The organism is Pedobacter sp. MC2016-24, assembly GCF_015223055.1.
Taxonomy (GTDB): domain Bacteria; phylum Bacteroidota; class Bacteroidia; order Sphingobacteriales; family Sphingobacteriaceae; genus Pedobacter.
Genome location: NZ_JADFBX010000016.1, coordinates 41,514 through 57,116, shown reverse-complemented (window position 1 = coordinate 57,116; position 15,603 = coordinate 41,514). Strand labels below are relative to the sequence as shown.

Genomic DNA, 15,603 nt, shown 5'->3' with positions numbered 1-15,603 from the left:
GTATTAAAATAAATCCAGCTGGTCGGGATTGGTAATCTCTAAGGGAACCTTGGTATTCCAGGCCTTTTTAGGCTTTTCCTTTTCTGATGAAGTTTCAGGAGCATTGTCTTCCTTAGTTTCTGTTGCAGATGCCGCTGTTTCTTTAGGTTTCTCCACATCTGGCACAGCAGGTTTAACTACCTCTTTAACAGGTACATGAAAAGGCTTTTTCGAAGCGGACTTTTTCGGTTTCTCCACAGGGTTATCCACATCAGGATTATTGATTTCTTCTTTTACCAACAGTTTTTCCACAACTGGTTCTTCCGGAGCAGTTTCCTTTACGACTTCCGGATCAGATTTCGCCGAAACCTTTTTTACCGGAGCTTCGGGAGCAGGCGGGATCGGGTCATCATCGTCATCGGCTCCGTTTGCAGGCCCCTCTTCATCGTCGCGACCTTCATCGTCTTGATTCCCCTCATCGTTTGTACTGGTATCGTCAGTGCTGGTATCGTCAGCGTTGGCATCGTCAGTAACCGTAGCCTCTTCATCCGGGTTTACCTCAGCTTTACTGAGCTCTTCCAGCTCAATCTCTTCATGGTTAAAGATTTCGATATGCTGCACATCATGCTGTGTCAAGCGGTTTCCATTGGCACGGATTCCTTTCACATCGATAAATTCGGACAGCAGGATCTCCAGGGTTTCCGGAATCTGGGTTTTTCCTTTCAGGACATCGACCTTCAGCACAGCTTCAGGATTACTGGTCAGGTGGTGGAATTTAGACCCCGCCTCCTCACTAATCAGGCTCATTTTTTTACCCACACCAATCGCTTCAAATACGAATCGCTTGATGAAATAATTTTTAGCTTTACCCTCATACTGTACCACCGCAAAAGGTTTTTCCGGATCAAATTTCTGGATCAGTACCAGGTCTGCATCAAAGTGGTTACTGAGCTCAAAAGTACTCAGTTCATACCATCCGTCTTTATGCACCTGCAGGATTTTATCGTCGCCGTCAAATTCGCCCAGGTATTTACCACGTCCGTCTACATTCAGGCGTCTGAGCAGCTCATCATACCAGATCTTCAGACCGGATAAAGTGGATACGCCCTTGCTTTTGAACAAGACTTTTTTGATTGGATATTTAGAAACAATATTTCCCTGCGAACCCCGGCCTTTAATGGCAATATCGGCATAATCCAGATCGAATTGTAATTTCTTTAATTTGGTATGTGGTTTTAGCTGTACCGTTACCACTTCTCCCTCTCCGTTTGGATTGGCTGTAAAATACAGGACTTTAGAACCCTTACTACCCTTGGTCAGGTCGTACTCCTTATCGCGGGTTACCCCCACTACAGCAAAGCGTTTGATGTAAGAGACGCCACTGGCACCATCTTTATAGATCATGTTGTAAATGGTACGCTCGTCGCCTTTTTTAAACACCTGCGCATGCAAGATCCCTTTACCGACAAAGGTTTTATCGGCTACTTTGGTGATGATACACTTTCCATCCTCTCTGAATACGATGACTTCGTCGATGTCCGAACAATCGGCCACAAATTCGTCTTTTTTAAGGCCGGTACCAATAAAACCATCTTCACGGTTCAGATACAATTTCACATTGGCCAGGGCCACTTTAGAAGCCTCAACCCGATCAAACAAACGGATTTCAGTTTTACGCTCCCTGCCTTTGCCATACTTATCTTTCAATTTCTGGTACCAGGCAATGGCGTAATCGGTCAGGTGCCTTAAATGGTTTTTAACCACTTTAATGTCTTCGGCCAATGAATTCATCTGCTCATCCGCTTTTTTAACATCAAAGCGGGTAATGCTACTCATGGGTTTATCGATCAGCTTTTTAAAATCTTCAGGTAAGATTTCGCGGTACAGCTGGGCTTTAAAAGGTTCAAACAACAGGTTCAATACCTCTACTACCGTATCAAAATTGCCGGAGTTTTCATATTCTGCATTTTTGTACATCCCTTCCTGAATGAAGATCTTGAGCAATGAGCTGAAGAAGATCTTTTCCTGAAGTTCATGCAACCTGATTTCGAGCTCCTTTTTTAACAGGGCCTTGGTATTTTTCGTGTTTTCAATCAGGATGTCGTTCACACTCAGAAACTGAGGTTTGTCGTCCTTAATGATGCAGGTATTCGGAGAGATGGATACCTCGCAGGAGGTGAAAGCATAAAGCGCATCAATGGTTACATCGGGCGAAATGCCCGGTGCCAGCTGCACAACGATTTCTACATTTGCTGCAGTATTGTCTTCAATTTTCTTGATTTTGATCTTGCCCTTATCGTTGGCAGACAAGATGCTATCGATGACCGACCCTGTAGTTGTACTGAAGGGAATTTCGGTGATGACCAGTGTTTTTTTATCTTTTTCTGTGATTTTAGCCCGGACCCGCACTTTTCCGCCACGCATACCTTCATTATAAGCCGAAAAATCAGCCATACCGCCGGTAAAGAAATCGGGTAAAATATTGGGACGTTGCCCTTGTAAAACTTCAATAGAAGCATCAATCAGTTCCACAAAGTTATGGGGCATCACCTTGGTTGCCAAGCCTACAGCAATACCTTCAGCACCCTGTGCCAGCAACAATGGAAATTTAACCGGTAAAGTAAGCGGCTCATTGTTACGGCCGTCATAACTCAATTGCCAAATCGTGGTATCTGCATTGAAAACCACCTCGTTGGCAAATTTTGACAAGCGGGCTTCGATATAACGCGGTGCCGCAGCACTGTCGCCAGTTACGGGATCACCCCAGTTACCCTGGCAATCGATCAGTAAATCCTTTTGCCCGATCTGCACCATCGCATCACCAATGGAAGCATCCCCATGGGGGTGATATTTCATGGTATTCCCGATTACGTTGGCCGCTTTATTGAAACGCCCGTCATCCATCTCTTTCAAAGAATGCATGATTCGTCGTTGAACAGGCTTTAACCCATCATTGATGTGAGGTACCGCCCGATCAAGAATGACGTAAGAAGCATAATCGAGGAACCAGTTTTCGTAAAGTCCGTTGATTGGAATTACGGTATGTTTGTTTTCATCGTTTACGTTTTTTTCTATTTCTTCGCTCATCAAAAAAGGATTGTATGCTGTAAATATAAGAGTTGAGGTTGAAATATTAAGCTTGAATTTTGAACATTCCTAGCCTTCCAGACGTGCTTCTACAAACACAAAAGGTAATAGGTTCTTAATCCCCTTAACTTTGATAATTTCACCACCGATGCAATAAAAAAGGACTTCTATTTCCTGTTTTTGCTTTTGTTCAAATTCTGCCATGACCTGCAAACAGGCCCCGCAGGATGTCACCGGTTTTTCGATGACAAAGTTATCAGTTTTTGCGGTAATTGCCATACTTTCTATCACCGCATTTGGATCGGCAGCGCCGATTGCAAATAAAGCGACCCTTTCTGCACACAAACCCGAAGGATAAGCTACATTTTCCTGGTTACTGCCCAATAGCACCCGCTGGTCTTTTAAACGGATCGCTGTGCCCACCTTAAAGCGCGAATACGGCGAATAGGAATTTAACAGCGCTTCTTCTGCCTTTAAACACAGTGCATGGTCTGCTCCGTTCAAGGCTTTAATGTTATCAAAAACTTCATAACTGATGTTTAAATTCCGGTAACTCATATTCATTTATTTTTATATAACTGAACAAACCACATTTTTTTGTTCATTGTTTTAAACAATTAATTCAATAGATTGTAATATAATAAAGCCGATTAATCACCCCAATGGCATGGTTTTGGTTGATAACAGACAATACATAAACTTTCAATATAGGTCAATTGAATAAATATATACGCAAAAGTCTTAAAATTATTCTGTGGGTACTGGGCAGTGTCATCCTGCTGGTTGTACTCATCGCGCTGTCTTTAAATATTCCGGCAGTCCAAAACTTTGTCAAGGACAAGGCTATAAACTATTTAAAAAACAAAACGCATACCGAGGTCAGGCTGGAAAGCATCAAAATAGGCTTACCTAAAGACATCATCCTCAATAAATTCTACATCGAAGATAAAAAAGGAGATACCCTTTTGTATGCGCAAAAACTGGCAGTAGACATCAGTTTATTCAAATTGCTCAACAATAAAGTAGAAATTAACAGCATCAGTCTGCAAAAAATCAGGGCAAATGTCACCCGCATCAATCCCGATACGACATTTAACTTCTCCTTTTTAGTAGACGCTTTTATGTCGGAACAGAAAAAGCCAGAAGAAAAGGTACAAAAAGACACCACTTCTACGCTTAAATTTTCTGTCGGAAAAGTGGATCTGGAAGACATCGGTATCGTATACCGTGATGATGTAGCTGGTAACGATGTGAAATTGAATTTAGGCGAATTTAAAGCGAATATTAAAGATTTTGACCTGGACAAACAGCATTATGTGATCCGCTCACTGGCCTTAAAAAACACTTTCTTAAAATACCTGCAGCAAAAACCTTTGACGCAGCTTCAGGCACATTTACAAAACAGCATAGATACCGCGAAAACTGAATCCGGTAAATTACCGCTGGTTGAAATTGAAGATTTTGCTTTCAACAATGTCAAAATAGGATTTGACGACCGCCTGTCTAAGACCAGTGCAGATGTAGATTTAAACAGCCTGGCCCTGACCAAACTTTTCGTAGACCTGACCAATAGCAATTACAAAGTTGAAACAGCTAAAATCAACGACAGTAAGGTTGATTTTAAGACCGCTGCATCAGACATGCGGGCAAAAGTTGATTTGAAAGCATTCTCGTTGACTAAACTGATTGCGGATGTCAAAAACAACAAATACCAGCTGGACGATGCCAAATTGAATCAATCAGCAATTGATTTTGCTTTTAAACCGGCAGCAGCAAATCAGACCACTCCAAAGGCAGACACGGCAACCGTTAAAACACCAGGCATTTCCTTACTGGTGAACAGCTTAAGCCTGGCCGACAATAAAGTTAAATTTGATCATCTGGGCGCAAAACCAGGTAAGGGCATGGACTTTAACCACCTGAACATTAACGGACTGGCATTACTGGCAGAAAAACTTACGTACAGCGATGCGGGTATCAAAGTGAATGTCAAAGACGGAAAGTTACAGGAAAAGAGCGGCTTTGTATTGAACCAGCTGAAAGGTGATGTGCGCTATTCTGAAAAACAAATCAAGATCAATAACCTGGTGTTAAAAACGCCAAATACCAGTATTGCCAACAATACACAACTGGACTACACCTCGATGGAAGATTTGACCAAACATCCGGAAAGGGTAAAAATCTTTTTAGAGGTTAAAAATACCACCATTGGTTTGAAAGATGCCGGTTATTTTAGCGATGCTGTACCGGCAAACTACCGCAATGAAAAGATCAGGGTAAGCGCCCTGGCGCATGGCTACATGAATAACCTGGTGATTCCAAAACTGCAGGTTGATGGCTTGAAGCAGACACATATCGACATCAGTGGTACCGCCAAAGGGCTGCCTGATGTAGAGAAAACCGTTTTAGACCTGAACATTAAAAAATTCTCTTTAACCAAGGCCGACCTGCTGGTGGTGATACCTAAAAAGAGTTTACCCTCAAATATCACCTTGCCAAACAGCATCAATGCTACCGGTAAATTTAAAGGATCGATGACCAATTTCAACACCGGCTTCAACATCAATACCGATATGGGTTCGGCTAAGTTGCTGGCGAATATGAAGGGCCCCAAAGGAAAGGAAAGTTATACTGCAGATCTGAACCTGAACAATTTCAATGTAGGCCGCCTGATCCAAATGGCACCTCAACTGGGCAGGATTACCCTGAAAGCTCATGTTAAGGGTACAGGCCTGGATGCCAAAAAAGCTGCTGCCACAATCAACGGGCAGGTGATCAGTGCTTATTACAACAAATACACCTATCGCAATTTAATTTTAAGCGGTACGTATGCGCAGCAAAAGCTTGATCTGAAAAGCAATATGGCGGATAGCAATGCCAATTTTAATTTAACCCTGCATGCAGACATTTCGGGTAAATACCCGGCAGTACGTGCCAATGCAGACCTGAAACAGATTGATTTACAGAAGTTGAATTTCAGTGCCACAGAATTTAAAATTGCAGGTCTGATTAAAGCGGATATCAAAACTGCTGATCCGGATTACCTGAACGGCGATATTAACATCAATGGCTTACAAGTGGTTAAGGAAGGTCAGCGTTTTAACGTAGACACGATCATGGTCCACTCTGAGGCTACCGCAGACCACAACATGCTCACGCTGAGGTCTGAATTTTTACGTGCTAAAATTGACGGTAAATACCAGCTGACCCACCTGGCATCTGCCATGATCAACCAGATCAATAAATATTACCAGTTTGGTACAGTCACCAAAATCCCTGACCAGCGTTTCAGGTTCTTTGTCAACTTTTACAATCCTAAAATCTTAAAAAACTTTGTACCGGAACTGAGCAACTTCGCCCCTTCCCGCATGTTTGGTTTACTGGATACCCAAAAAGACAGCCTGGTGATGAATGCCGTATTTCCGCAGGTCACTTATGGCAGTTACCGGGTAGACAGCACACGCCTGAACATCAACAACAACGATCAGAAACTGAATTATAAACTGACCATTAAGAGCTTGCAAAGCCCTTCGCTGGCCTTCTTTAACAATGAGATCAGCGGTGCGGCAGTGAACAACGACCTGGGGCTGAACATCTATTTGCGCGACAGTAAGCGGAAAGACAAATACGTATTGGGAGGTATCTTTAAATCAATAAATAAAGATTTCAGGTTTAGCTTTGACCCGCAGAAATTATTTTTAAACTATGAAAAATGGGTGGTTTCGCCAGACAACTACCTGCAATTTGGTGCTTCGGGCATCCTGGCCAATCAATTTAACCTGAGTAATGGCGGACAGCTGTTGAGCATCAACAGCGAGACGCAAACGCCAAATGCGCCGCTGGAAGTGAAATTTAAAGATTTCCGTATTGAGACACTGACCCGGTTTGCAGAAGCAGATACCGCCCTTGCCGGTGGCTCGATTAATGGTACGGTGCAGGTGAAAGACCTGGCGGCGAGCCCTAAATTTGAAGCCAACCTGACGGTTGACCAGTTGCGTTACCAAAAAGACATGCTGGGTACGCTTCGGATCGCGGTAAATAACAATACAGCAAATGCCTTTGAAACCAATATCGCTTTATCCGGCGTTCATGAACTGCGGGCAAGCGGATTTTACTATACAGCTCCGCAAAGCGCGTTGGACATGACCCTGAATATCGACAAGATTGACCTGAAAGCAGTAGAAAGCCTGTCGATGGGACAGATCAGAAAAGGAACCGGTACTGTAAGCGGAGCGCTCTCTGTAAAAGGCAGCTTAGATGCCCCGAAAGTACTGGGAGATTTGAAATTTAACCAGGCTGGCTTCAATGTGGCCTATGTGAACTCATTTTTCAGGATGCCGAATGAAACCATCAGTTTTACCGATACCGGAATTAATTTCAACAGCTTCACGATCCTGGATTCACTGAATCAAAAAGCAGTCATCACAGGAGGCATCCTGACTAAAACTTACCGCGACTTCAAGTTCAACATGGACATCCGTACCAATAACTTCAGGGCTTTAAACTCCACTTCTGAGGACAATGAAATGATCTACGGAACAGTTTATTTAACCAGCGACATCCGTGTCCGCGGAGACTTGAACCAGCCTGATGTGAACATGAACATTAAAATCGAAGATAAAACGAAATTCTTCTTTGCCATGCCGGCAGATGATCCGACCATCATTGACCAGGAAGGTATCGTTCAGTTTGTAGATTTCAATGCGCCACCATTTAACGGCAAAAAAGCGCTATCGGTTTCTGACTCGGTCAGCAAAGCGCCGATTAAAGGCATCAACCTGAGTGCGACTATCGTCATCGATCCGGGAGCAGAACTGAATGTGGTGGTTGACCCGCAGAACGGAGATAACCTGAACATTAAAGGTGATGCGAACTTAACCGCAACCATGGATCCGAGTGGAAAAACGAGTTTAACAGGACGGTACAATGTATCCAGTGGCAGTTATAATTTATCTGTAGGTCCGGTTAAACGTGAATTTAAGTTACAGCAGGGAAGCAATATTGTGTGGACCGGGGAGCCAACCAGCGCGACAGTCGACCTGACTGCCATGATCGAGGTGAACACTGCGCCGATTGATTTAACCGGAGATATCGGCTCTGCCACCGCTAAAAACAAATTACCTTTCCAGGTATACCTCATGATGACCGGAGAATTGTTAAAGCCAATCATCAAATTCAAAATAGATTTGCCGGAGAATAACCGTGGTGCTGAGGGAGGATTGGTGTACGGAAAATTACAACAGATTAACAGCGATGAAGGCCAGGTCAACAAACAGGTATTTGCCTTATTGGTCTTGCAGCGTTTCATTGCCGACAATCCATTTGAAAGTCTGGCCGGAAGTGGAAATGGCCTGGTTACCAATTTTGCCAGATCAAGTGTGAGTAATTTGTTAACCGAACAACTGAACAAACTGGCCTCTGACCTGATTAAGGGTGTAGATATCAATTTCGGGATCAACTCTTCAGAAGATTACTCCGAGAATGGCTTCCAGAACAAATCCCAATTGGAAGTTGGCCTGTCTAAAAAGTTATTGAGCGACAGGCTGATTGTCACGGTAGGAAGTTCATTTGGACTTGAGGGTCAAACCGCCGGGCAAAACTCGACCAATATTGCGGGGAACATCAATATTGAGTATTTATTATCTAAAGATGGCAAATACAGACTCCGGGCCTATCGACGCAATCAAAACGAGGGTGTCATAGAAGGACAAATTATAGAAACTGGTGTAGGTTTCGCATTGGTGGTAGATTATAACAAATTCAGGGAAGTTTTCAGGAATTTCTCTAAAAAAAGAAGATTAAGACAAGAACAAAAGCCTAAAGATGAACAGACTAATTAGATTCAGCTTATTTATAACTGCCTGTTTAATTTGGGCCGCCTGCAGTACAACCAAAAGTTTAAAGCCGGGGCAGATTTTATACACAGGTGCCGAAGTAAAAATCAATCCGGATTCCACAGTAAAAATTGAGGATCAAAAAGCAGTAAAAGAAGCCCTAGTGGATAAAACCAGGCCTAAGCCAAACAGCGCTATCCTTGGTGTGAAATTTGGTTTAATGATTTATAACCTTGCTGGTGAACCAAAAAAACCAAAGGGCGGGCTCCGCAATTGGCTGAGAAAAAAAGGACAGGCACCGGTATTGCTGAGTGAGGTCAAGTTACCGTACAACAATGCGGTACTGACCAGTTATCTGATCAGTCAGGGTTACCTGCAATCTACCGTAGTTGGCGATACCATCGTTAAAGGTAAAAAAGGCAAGGCAATATACACGGCCAACACAGGCATTCGCTACAAGATCAACCAGGTTTCTTCTCCGCCGGACAGCGGGGCGCTGACCAGTATTGTCAACCAGCACAAAGAAAACACATTGTTAAAGGCAGGTGATTACTATGACCTGGATGTCTTTAAACGGGAAAGAGAACGCATTGATGCCGATTTGAAAGAGGTAGGTTATTTTTATTTTGCGCCGGATTATCTGATTTTACAGGTAGACAGTACCGTTGGTAAAAACCTGGTCGACATCCGCATCCGGGTAAAAGAAATTGCACCCGATGCCGGTTTAAAGCCTTATACCATCAGGGACATCAAAATCTATCCCAATTACAGTTTAAGAAGGGACAGTGCTTTAAGGCAAGCAACTCCGGAAATCTACAATGATTTCAAGATTTACGATCCGCAGCATACTTTTAAATCTCCCCTGTTTAACCGCCTGATATTTTTTAAAAAAGGTGAATTGTACAATAGAAAAGACCACAACCAATCCTTGAACCGGATGGTAAACATTGGTTCTTTTCAGGCCGTAAAAGCAGAGTTTATACCGATAGATACTGTCAAAAACAATCAACTGGACCTGAATGTATACCTCACGCCGCTGAAGAAAAACTCCCTGACCTTTTCGGTTACCGGAACCAGCAAGTCCAACAATTTTGTAGGATCGGAAGTCAAACTGACGCAGACGACCAGAAACCTATTCAGAGGTGCGGAGCAACTGGATGTCAGTGCCAGTGGTGGTTTTGAAAGCCAGTTTGGCGGCGGCACCTCAAAGGGCTTGAATTCTTATTCCTTTACTGCCGAGGGTAAGCTCACGTTCCCGAGGTTCATTACCCCATTTAAAGGCATCAACAGTACCAATGCCTATATTCCCAAAACCGTGGCCTTACTCTCCTACCAATTGCTAAACCGCGGGTCTTTATACAGCCTAAACTCCTTCAAGGCACAATATGGCTATAAATGGAATGAAGACAAATACAAGGAACATTCCTTTAACCCGATATCGATTAATTTTGTGACCTCTAATCTCACCCGTGATACTGTAAAACGAGACAGCATCCTGAATGTAACGCCGGGACTGAGAAATGTACTGGAAAAACAATTTATCATTGGAAGTACCTATGGCTTTACCTATACCAACCAGTTTGAGGATTACCGCAGGAACAACTTCTATTTCAACGGAACTTTAGAAACCGGCGGTAACCTATGGGGCTTATTTGCAGGGAAAAATAGTGCGGGTGAAAAATCGATAGCCGGTGTAGCATTGAATCAATTTGTCCGTTTAGAGGCTGATTTCAGAGATTATTTTAAAATCACCAAAAACCTGACCTGGGCCAGTAGAATTGATTTAGGATACGGCTATGCTTATGGCAACCAGAGTACCTTACCTTATGTACGTCAGTTTTTTGCAGGCGGAACCAACGACATCCGGGCCTGGGCAGCAAGAATCATTGGACCAGGTTCTTACTATGTTAAAAACGATCCGAAGTCGATCAACTCCAATTTCCTGGATCAAAGTGGCGACATCAAAGCTTTGGTGAGTACAGAGTTGCGACAAAAGCTGGTTAGCCGGCTTTATGGTGCGCTGTTTGTAGATGCGGGTAATGTGTGGCTGAGAAAAGAAGACCCTGACAGACCAGGCTCAGGATTTAAGTTAAAAAATGCGATCAGTGAGTTTGCTGTTGGTACCGGAGCCGGATTACGTGTAGATGCTTCTATCTTTGTGATCCGTCTGGATGTAGCCTTCCCAATCCGCAAACCTTATAATGAGGAAGGTAAACGTTGGGTATTTGATCAAATCGATTTTGGCAGCAGCGGCTGGCGGAAAGAGAACCTGGTGTACAATATTGGAATTGGATACCCATTTTAATCTGACTATGAAGTTTGTAAAGAAAATATTCAGCTTTGTTAAAGCGGTAGCACATTTATTCATTGCGGCTGGAAAAGGCTTTATTGATGACCGGGTGATGAAGCTGAGCGCAGCTTTAGCCTATTATACCATCTTCTCACTGACACCATTGATCATCATTGTACTTTCGGCAGCCAGCATTTTTCTGGGCGACAACATGGATCCCAATACCAAGCTGTTCGGAGAAATCAGTGAACTGGTGGGCAATGATGCGGCCAACCAATTGCGCAGCTTTGTCAACAATGCCAACTACTCCGGCAAAAGCAATTTAGGCCTGGTTATAGGAATTGTCACCCTGATTCTGGGTGCAACAGCAATCTTTATAGAAATCCAGGATAGCATCAACCTGATCTGGAAGGTAAAAGCCGTACCCAAAAAGGGATGGAAAAAACTAATTACGAACAGGCTTCTGTCCTTCTCTTTGATTGCTTCATTGGGATTTTTATTGCTGGTTTCCCTGGTCGTGAATAGCATTGTGGTCGGACTGGGCCATAAGATCGCCGCATACATCCGCGTAGAGGAAGTTTCTGAACTGATGATGCTTGTGGTGACGAATGCCTTAACCTTATCCGTTGTAACGATCATTTTCGCTGTCATCTTCAAGGTCCTTCCTGATGTGGATCTGAGATGGAAACCTGCAATTATCGGGGCATTGTTTACGGCATTGCTGTTCAGTTTGGGCAAGTACCTGATTGGGATTTACATTGAAGTGGGCAATCCCGGCTCCGCTTTTGGCGCCGCAGGATCCATCATCGTGATCTTACTCTGGATCTACTATACGGCAATTATCCTTTATTTCGGGGCAGAATTTACACAAGCCTATGCCGAAAAATACGATGAGGCCATCAGGCCAAGTAAATACGCGGTACATACCAAAATTGTGGTGGTCGAAAAAAATGTAGCTGTCTTACCGCCCCAGCATCCTGAAGATACTAAGATAGCCGATTAAGCTACATCTAAAGTATCTTCAACCTCAGGGCTTTCAGGGGCTTCCAGTATTTTAGCCAGTTCTTCAGTCACCTCATCTTTTTCTATTCTCAGGTTCCTGATGATGTGCTGTTGCCTGTCCGGCGTATTTTTACCCATGTAATATTCCAGCAAGCTTTTAATCGTCTGGTCCTTTAAGATCACAGGGTCCAGGCGGATATCTTTTCCAATGAACAAACCAAATTCGTCCGGAGAGATTTCACCCAGCCCTTTGAACCTGGTAATTTCCGGTTTATTGCCTAATTTCTCAATGGCTCTTTTCCGCTCATCATCGCTATAGCAGTAAATGGTTTCCTTCTTATTACGCACCCTGAACAAAGGCGTTTGCAGGATATAAACGTGACCTGAACGCACCAGGTCCGGGAAAAACTGCAAAAAGAAAGTCATCATCAACAGGCGGATGTGCATCCCGTCCACATCGGCATCCGTAGCAATCACAATGTTGTTATAGTGCAGACCGTCTAAGCCGTCCTCAATGTTTAAAGCATGTTGCAACAAGTTAAACTCTTCATTTTCGTACACGACTTTCTTGGTCAGCTCATAACAGTTTAAGGGCTTACCTTTTAAACTGAAAACGGCCTGGCAATCTACGTCGCGCGATTTGGTAATTGATCCCGAAGCAGAGTCCCCCTCGGTGATGAACAAAGTGGTCTCGTATCTTTTATCGTGTGTACTGTTGAAGTGTACTTTACAGTCGCGCAGTTTTTTATTGTGCAAAGATGCTTTTTTAGCCCGGTCATTGGCCAGTTTCTTAATTCCGGCAATGTCTTTACGTTCCCGTTCCGATTGCAGGATGCGCTTTAAAAGCGCATCTGCCACATCGGTATGTTTGTGCAGGTAATCGTCGAGTTCTTTTTTGACAAAGTCGTTGATGAAAGTACGTACCGATGGCCCGTCAGGTCCCATATTCTGAGAACCCAGTTTGGTTTTGGTCTGCGATTCAAACACAGGCTCCTGAACCCGCACCGAGATTGCGGCGATGATCGACGACCGGATATCCGAAGCATCGTATTCTTTTTTATAAAACTCACGGATGGTTTTCACCACAGCCTCTCTGAATGCCCCCTGATGGGTACCACCCTGGGTAGTATGCTGTCCGTTTACAAAAGAGTAGTAATCCTCACCATACTGCTGTCCGTGTGTCATGGCGATTTCGATATCATTTCCTTTCAAATGGATAATCGGGTAACGGATGCTTTCCACATCGGCCACTTTATGCAAAAGATCATACAGTCCCCTTTCGGATAAATATTTTTGTCCGTTGAAGTTTATGGTCAGTCCCGCATTCAGGAACACGTAGTTCCAGATCATGCTTTCCACAAAATCAGAGATGTAGTGGTAATTTCTGAAAATGCTTTCATCCGGATAAAAAGTAATGGCGGTACCATTTCTTTGTGTGGTATCAATGATGGGATGCTCCAGCACAATCTCCCCTTTTGAGAACTCTACTTTCTTGGTTTTGTTATCGCGGTAAGCCTGCACCACAAAATTAGTAGACAACGCATTTACGGCCTTGGTACCTACCCCGTTCAAACCTACCGATTTCTGGAAGGCCTTGCTGTCGTATTTACCACCGGTATTGATTTTAGACACACAGTCGATCACTTTTCCCAAAGGAATTCCACGCCCGTAGTCTCTCACATTTACTTTTTGATCGGATACGGTAATGTCTATGATGCGGCCAGAGCCCATGACAAATTCATCAATCGAATTGTCTACAATCTCTTTGAGCAATACATAAATACCATCATCCTGTGCGGATCCATCTCCCAACTTTCCGATATACATACCAGGCCGCAGCCTGATGTGTTCTTTCCAGTCGAGCGACCGTATACTATCATCGTTATAAATAGGTTCTGCCATAATTACAAATTTAGCTGAATAAGCTGTATAATCAATCACAAAGTTTCAACAAATACACATTTTCACGTATATTCAACAAATAAATTAGCCAGAGCCAATTTTGTATTAGCCCCTGATGACCGATGCCGATTAAACAACTACCCTTACGAAAAGAAATCGCTTACGCTTCAGGAATGATGGGCTGGAGCATCATGACCAATATCATCATCGTGATGCTGCCTTACTTTTACCTGCCGCCAAACAATTCGGGCCTGACACCACTGGTACCCCAGTTACTGGTATTTGGCGCATTTAACATCCTGTCGCTGATTGCCGCTTCGGGCCGACTGTTCGACGCGCTCTATGACCCATTTATTGCTTCAAAAAGTGATGCGAGTACCAATCCCAAAGGCCGCAGAATTCCGATCATGAAATATGCGATCGTTCCGGCTGTGGTATTCTGCGCCTTGGTATTTTATCCCCTGGTCAGACATGAGAGTATCACCAATGCCTGGTGGCTGAGTTTTGTACTGGCTGGATTTTTCATTTCAGTAACCACCTATATCATTCCATACAATGCCTTGCTGGCCGAGCTGACACATAGCGCTGAGCAGAAAGTAAAACTGTCCACCTATCAGCAGGTTGGTTTTGTACTGGGTATGATCATCGCGGCCTTGTGTAACAACTATGCGGACCTGATTCAGCAGGTATTTGGCATCAGCGAAAGGATGCAGGCCCTGCAATATACCATGTGGGGTTTGAGTATTTTTGCCGGACTGGTCATGGTATTGCCCATTGCCTTTATCAATGAAAAGGAATATACAGAAGCCAAGCCAACGCACATCGCCTTGATTCCGGCAATCAAGAACACCTTCAGAAATTCCAATTTCAAATATTACCTGATCTCAGATTTCTCCTACTACATTGCACTCAGCATCATTTCCAGCGGACTGTTATTCTTTGTAACCGTACTGCTTGGCTTACCGGATTCTGATGGGGGTAAGTTTATGGGCATTATGGTGGTGCTTTCATTGGTATTTTATCCGTTCATCAATTATGGCGCTAAGCGATATGGTAAAAAACCATTGGTTTTGGTGGCTTTTTTCATTTTGAGCCTCATTTTTGTGACGATCTATTTTCTCGGCAAACTGCCTTTTTCTCCTACCATGCAAATGTATATCCTGGTGTGTTCAGCTTCCTTTCCCCTGGCGGCCCTGGGTATTTTGCCCAATGCAATTCTGGCCGACATCGCCCAGAAAGATACAGAGGAAACCAAGGAGAATCATGAAGGGATGTTTTTTGCCGTCAAATACCTGTTCGTGAAACTCGGACAAACATTGGGTATTGCCGTTTTTGCCATGCTAACGGTCTATGGAAAAGATCCGGGAAACGATTACGGGCTTCGTTTAAATGGTGCGGTGGGCTTTGTACTCTGTATCCTGGCCTTCTTGTTTTTCTCCCGCTTTAAAGAATCAAAAACCACTAATTAACAGACACTTACATGAAGCAAAGGAAATAAGCAAAAGCCAA

General features: G+C 43.6%; 7 protein-coding genes. 4 read left to right on the top strand and 3 right to left on the bottom strand.

All coding sequences use genetic code 11. From position 1 onward, the window contains the following. Window positions 1–3 precede the first annotated feature (3 nt). Entirely contained in the window at window positions 4–3,066 is a 3,063-nt protein-coding gene (locus tag IM797_RS24070; RefSeq protein WP_228099092.1) for a DNA gyrase/topoisomerase IV subunit A, read from the bottom strand. A 69-nt stretch (window positions 3,067–3,135) separates the two neighbouring features. Beyond that, the gene (locus IM797_RS24065) at window positions 3,136–3,624 is read right to left on the bottom strand and encodes a cytidine deaminase (protein ID WP_194129767.1); all 489 of its coding nucleotides are present in this window, start codon (window positions 3,622–3,624) and stop codon (window positions 3,136–3,138) included. A 158-nt stretch (window positions 3,625–3,782) separates the two neighbouring features. Between IM797_RS24065 and IM797_RS24060 the strand changes: the two genes are divergently transcribed. The 3 genes from IM797_RS24060 to IM797_RS24050 are packed head-to-tail and all read left to right on the top strand — an operon-like array spanning window position 3,783 to window position 12,193. Beyond that, on the top strand, window positions 3,783–8,906 hold the full coding sequence (locus tag IM797_RS24060; RefSeq protein WP_194129766.1) for a translocation/assembly module TamB: 5,124 nt from the start codon (window positions 3,783–3,785) through the stop codon (window positions 8,904–8,906). Beyond that, on the top strand, window positions 8,890–11,205 hold the full coding sequence (locus tag IM797_RS24055; RefSeq protein ID WP_194129765.1) for a BamA/TamA family outer membrane protein: 2,316 nt from the start codon (window positions 8,890–8,892) through the stop codon (window positions 11,203–11,205). Before IM797_RS24060 ends, IM797_RS24055 begins: the two co-directional genes overlap by 17 nt. 7 nt (window positions 11,206–11,212) lie before the next feature. Beyond that, the gene (locus IM797_RS24050) at window positions 11,213–12,193 is read left to right on the top strand and encodes a YihY/virulence factor BrkB family protein (protein ID WP_194129764.1); all 981 of its coding nucleotides are present in this window, start codon (window positions 11,213–11,215) and stop codon (window positions 12,191–12,193) included. Here IM797_RS24050 and IM797_RS24045 read toward each other — a convergent pair. Beyond that, window positions 12,190–14,094, bottom strand: a complete 1,905-nt coding sequence (locus IM797_RS24045) for a DNA topoisomerase IV subunit B (RefSeq protein WP_194129763.1) — start codon at window positions 14,092–14,094, stop codon at window positions 12,190–12,192. The two genes, IM797_RS24050 and IM797_RS24045, sit on opposite strands and share 4 nt — an antisense overlap. Before the next feature lie 122 nt (window positions 14,095–14,216). On the opposite strand from IM797_RS24045, the gene IM797_RS24040 reads away from it, so the two are divergent. After that, on the top strand, window positions 14,217–15,563 hold the full coding sequence (locus tag IM797_RS24040) for an MFS transporter (RefSeq protein WP_194129762.1): 1,347 nt from the start codon (window positions 14,217–14,219) through the stop codon (window positions 15,561–15,563). Window positions 15,564–15,603: the final 40 nt, after the last annotated feature.

Excerpts from the sequence above, each read along its gene's own strand:
- IM797_RS24070 (WP_228099092.1), bottom strand. The coding sequence starts at position 3,066 with ATGAGCGAAGAAATAGAAAAAAACGTAAACGATGAAAACAAACATACC.
- IM797_RS24065 (WP_194129767.1), bottom strand. The coding sequence starts at position 3,624 with ATGAGTTACCGGAATTTAAACATCAGTTATGAAGTTTTTGATAACATT.
- IM797_RS24055 (WP_194129765.1), top strand. The coding sequence starts at position 8,890 with ATGAACAGACTAATTAGATTCAGCTTATTTATAACTGCCTGTTTAATT.
- IM797_RS24050 (WP_194129764.1), top strand. The coding sequence starts at position 11,213 with ATGAAGTTTGTAAAGAAAATATTCAGCTTTGTTAAAGCGGTAGCACAT.
- IM797_RS24045 (WP_194129763.1), bottom strand. The coding sequence starts at position 14,094 with ATGGCAGAACCTATTTATAACGATGATAGTATACGGTCGCTCGACTGG.
- IM797_RS24040 (WP_194129762.1), top strand. The coding sequence starts at position 14,217 with ATGCCGATTAAACAACTACCCTTACGAAAAGAAATCGCTTACGCTTCA.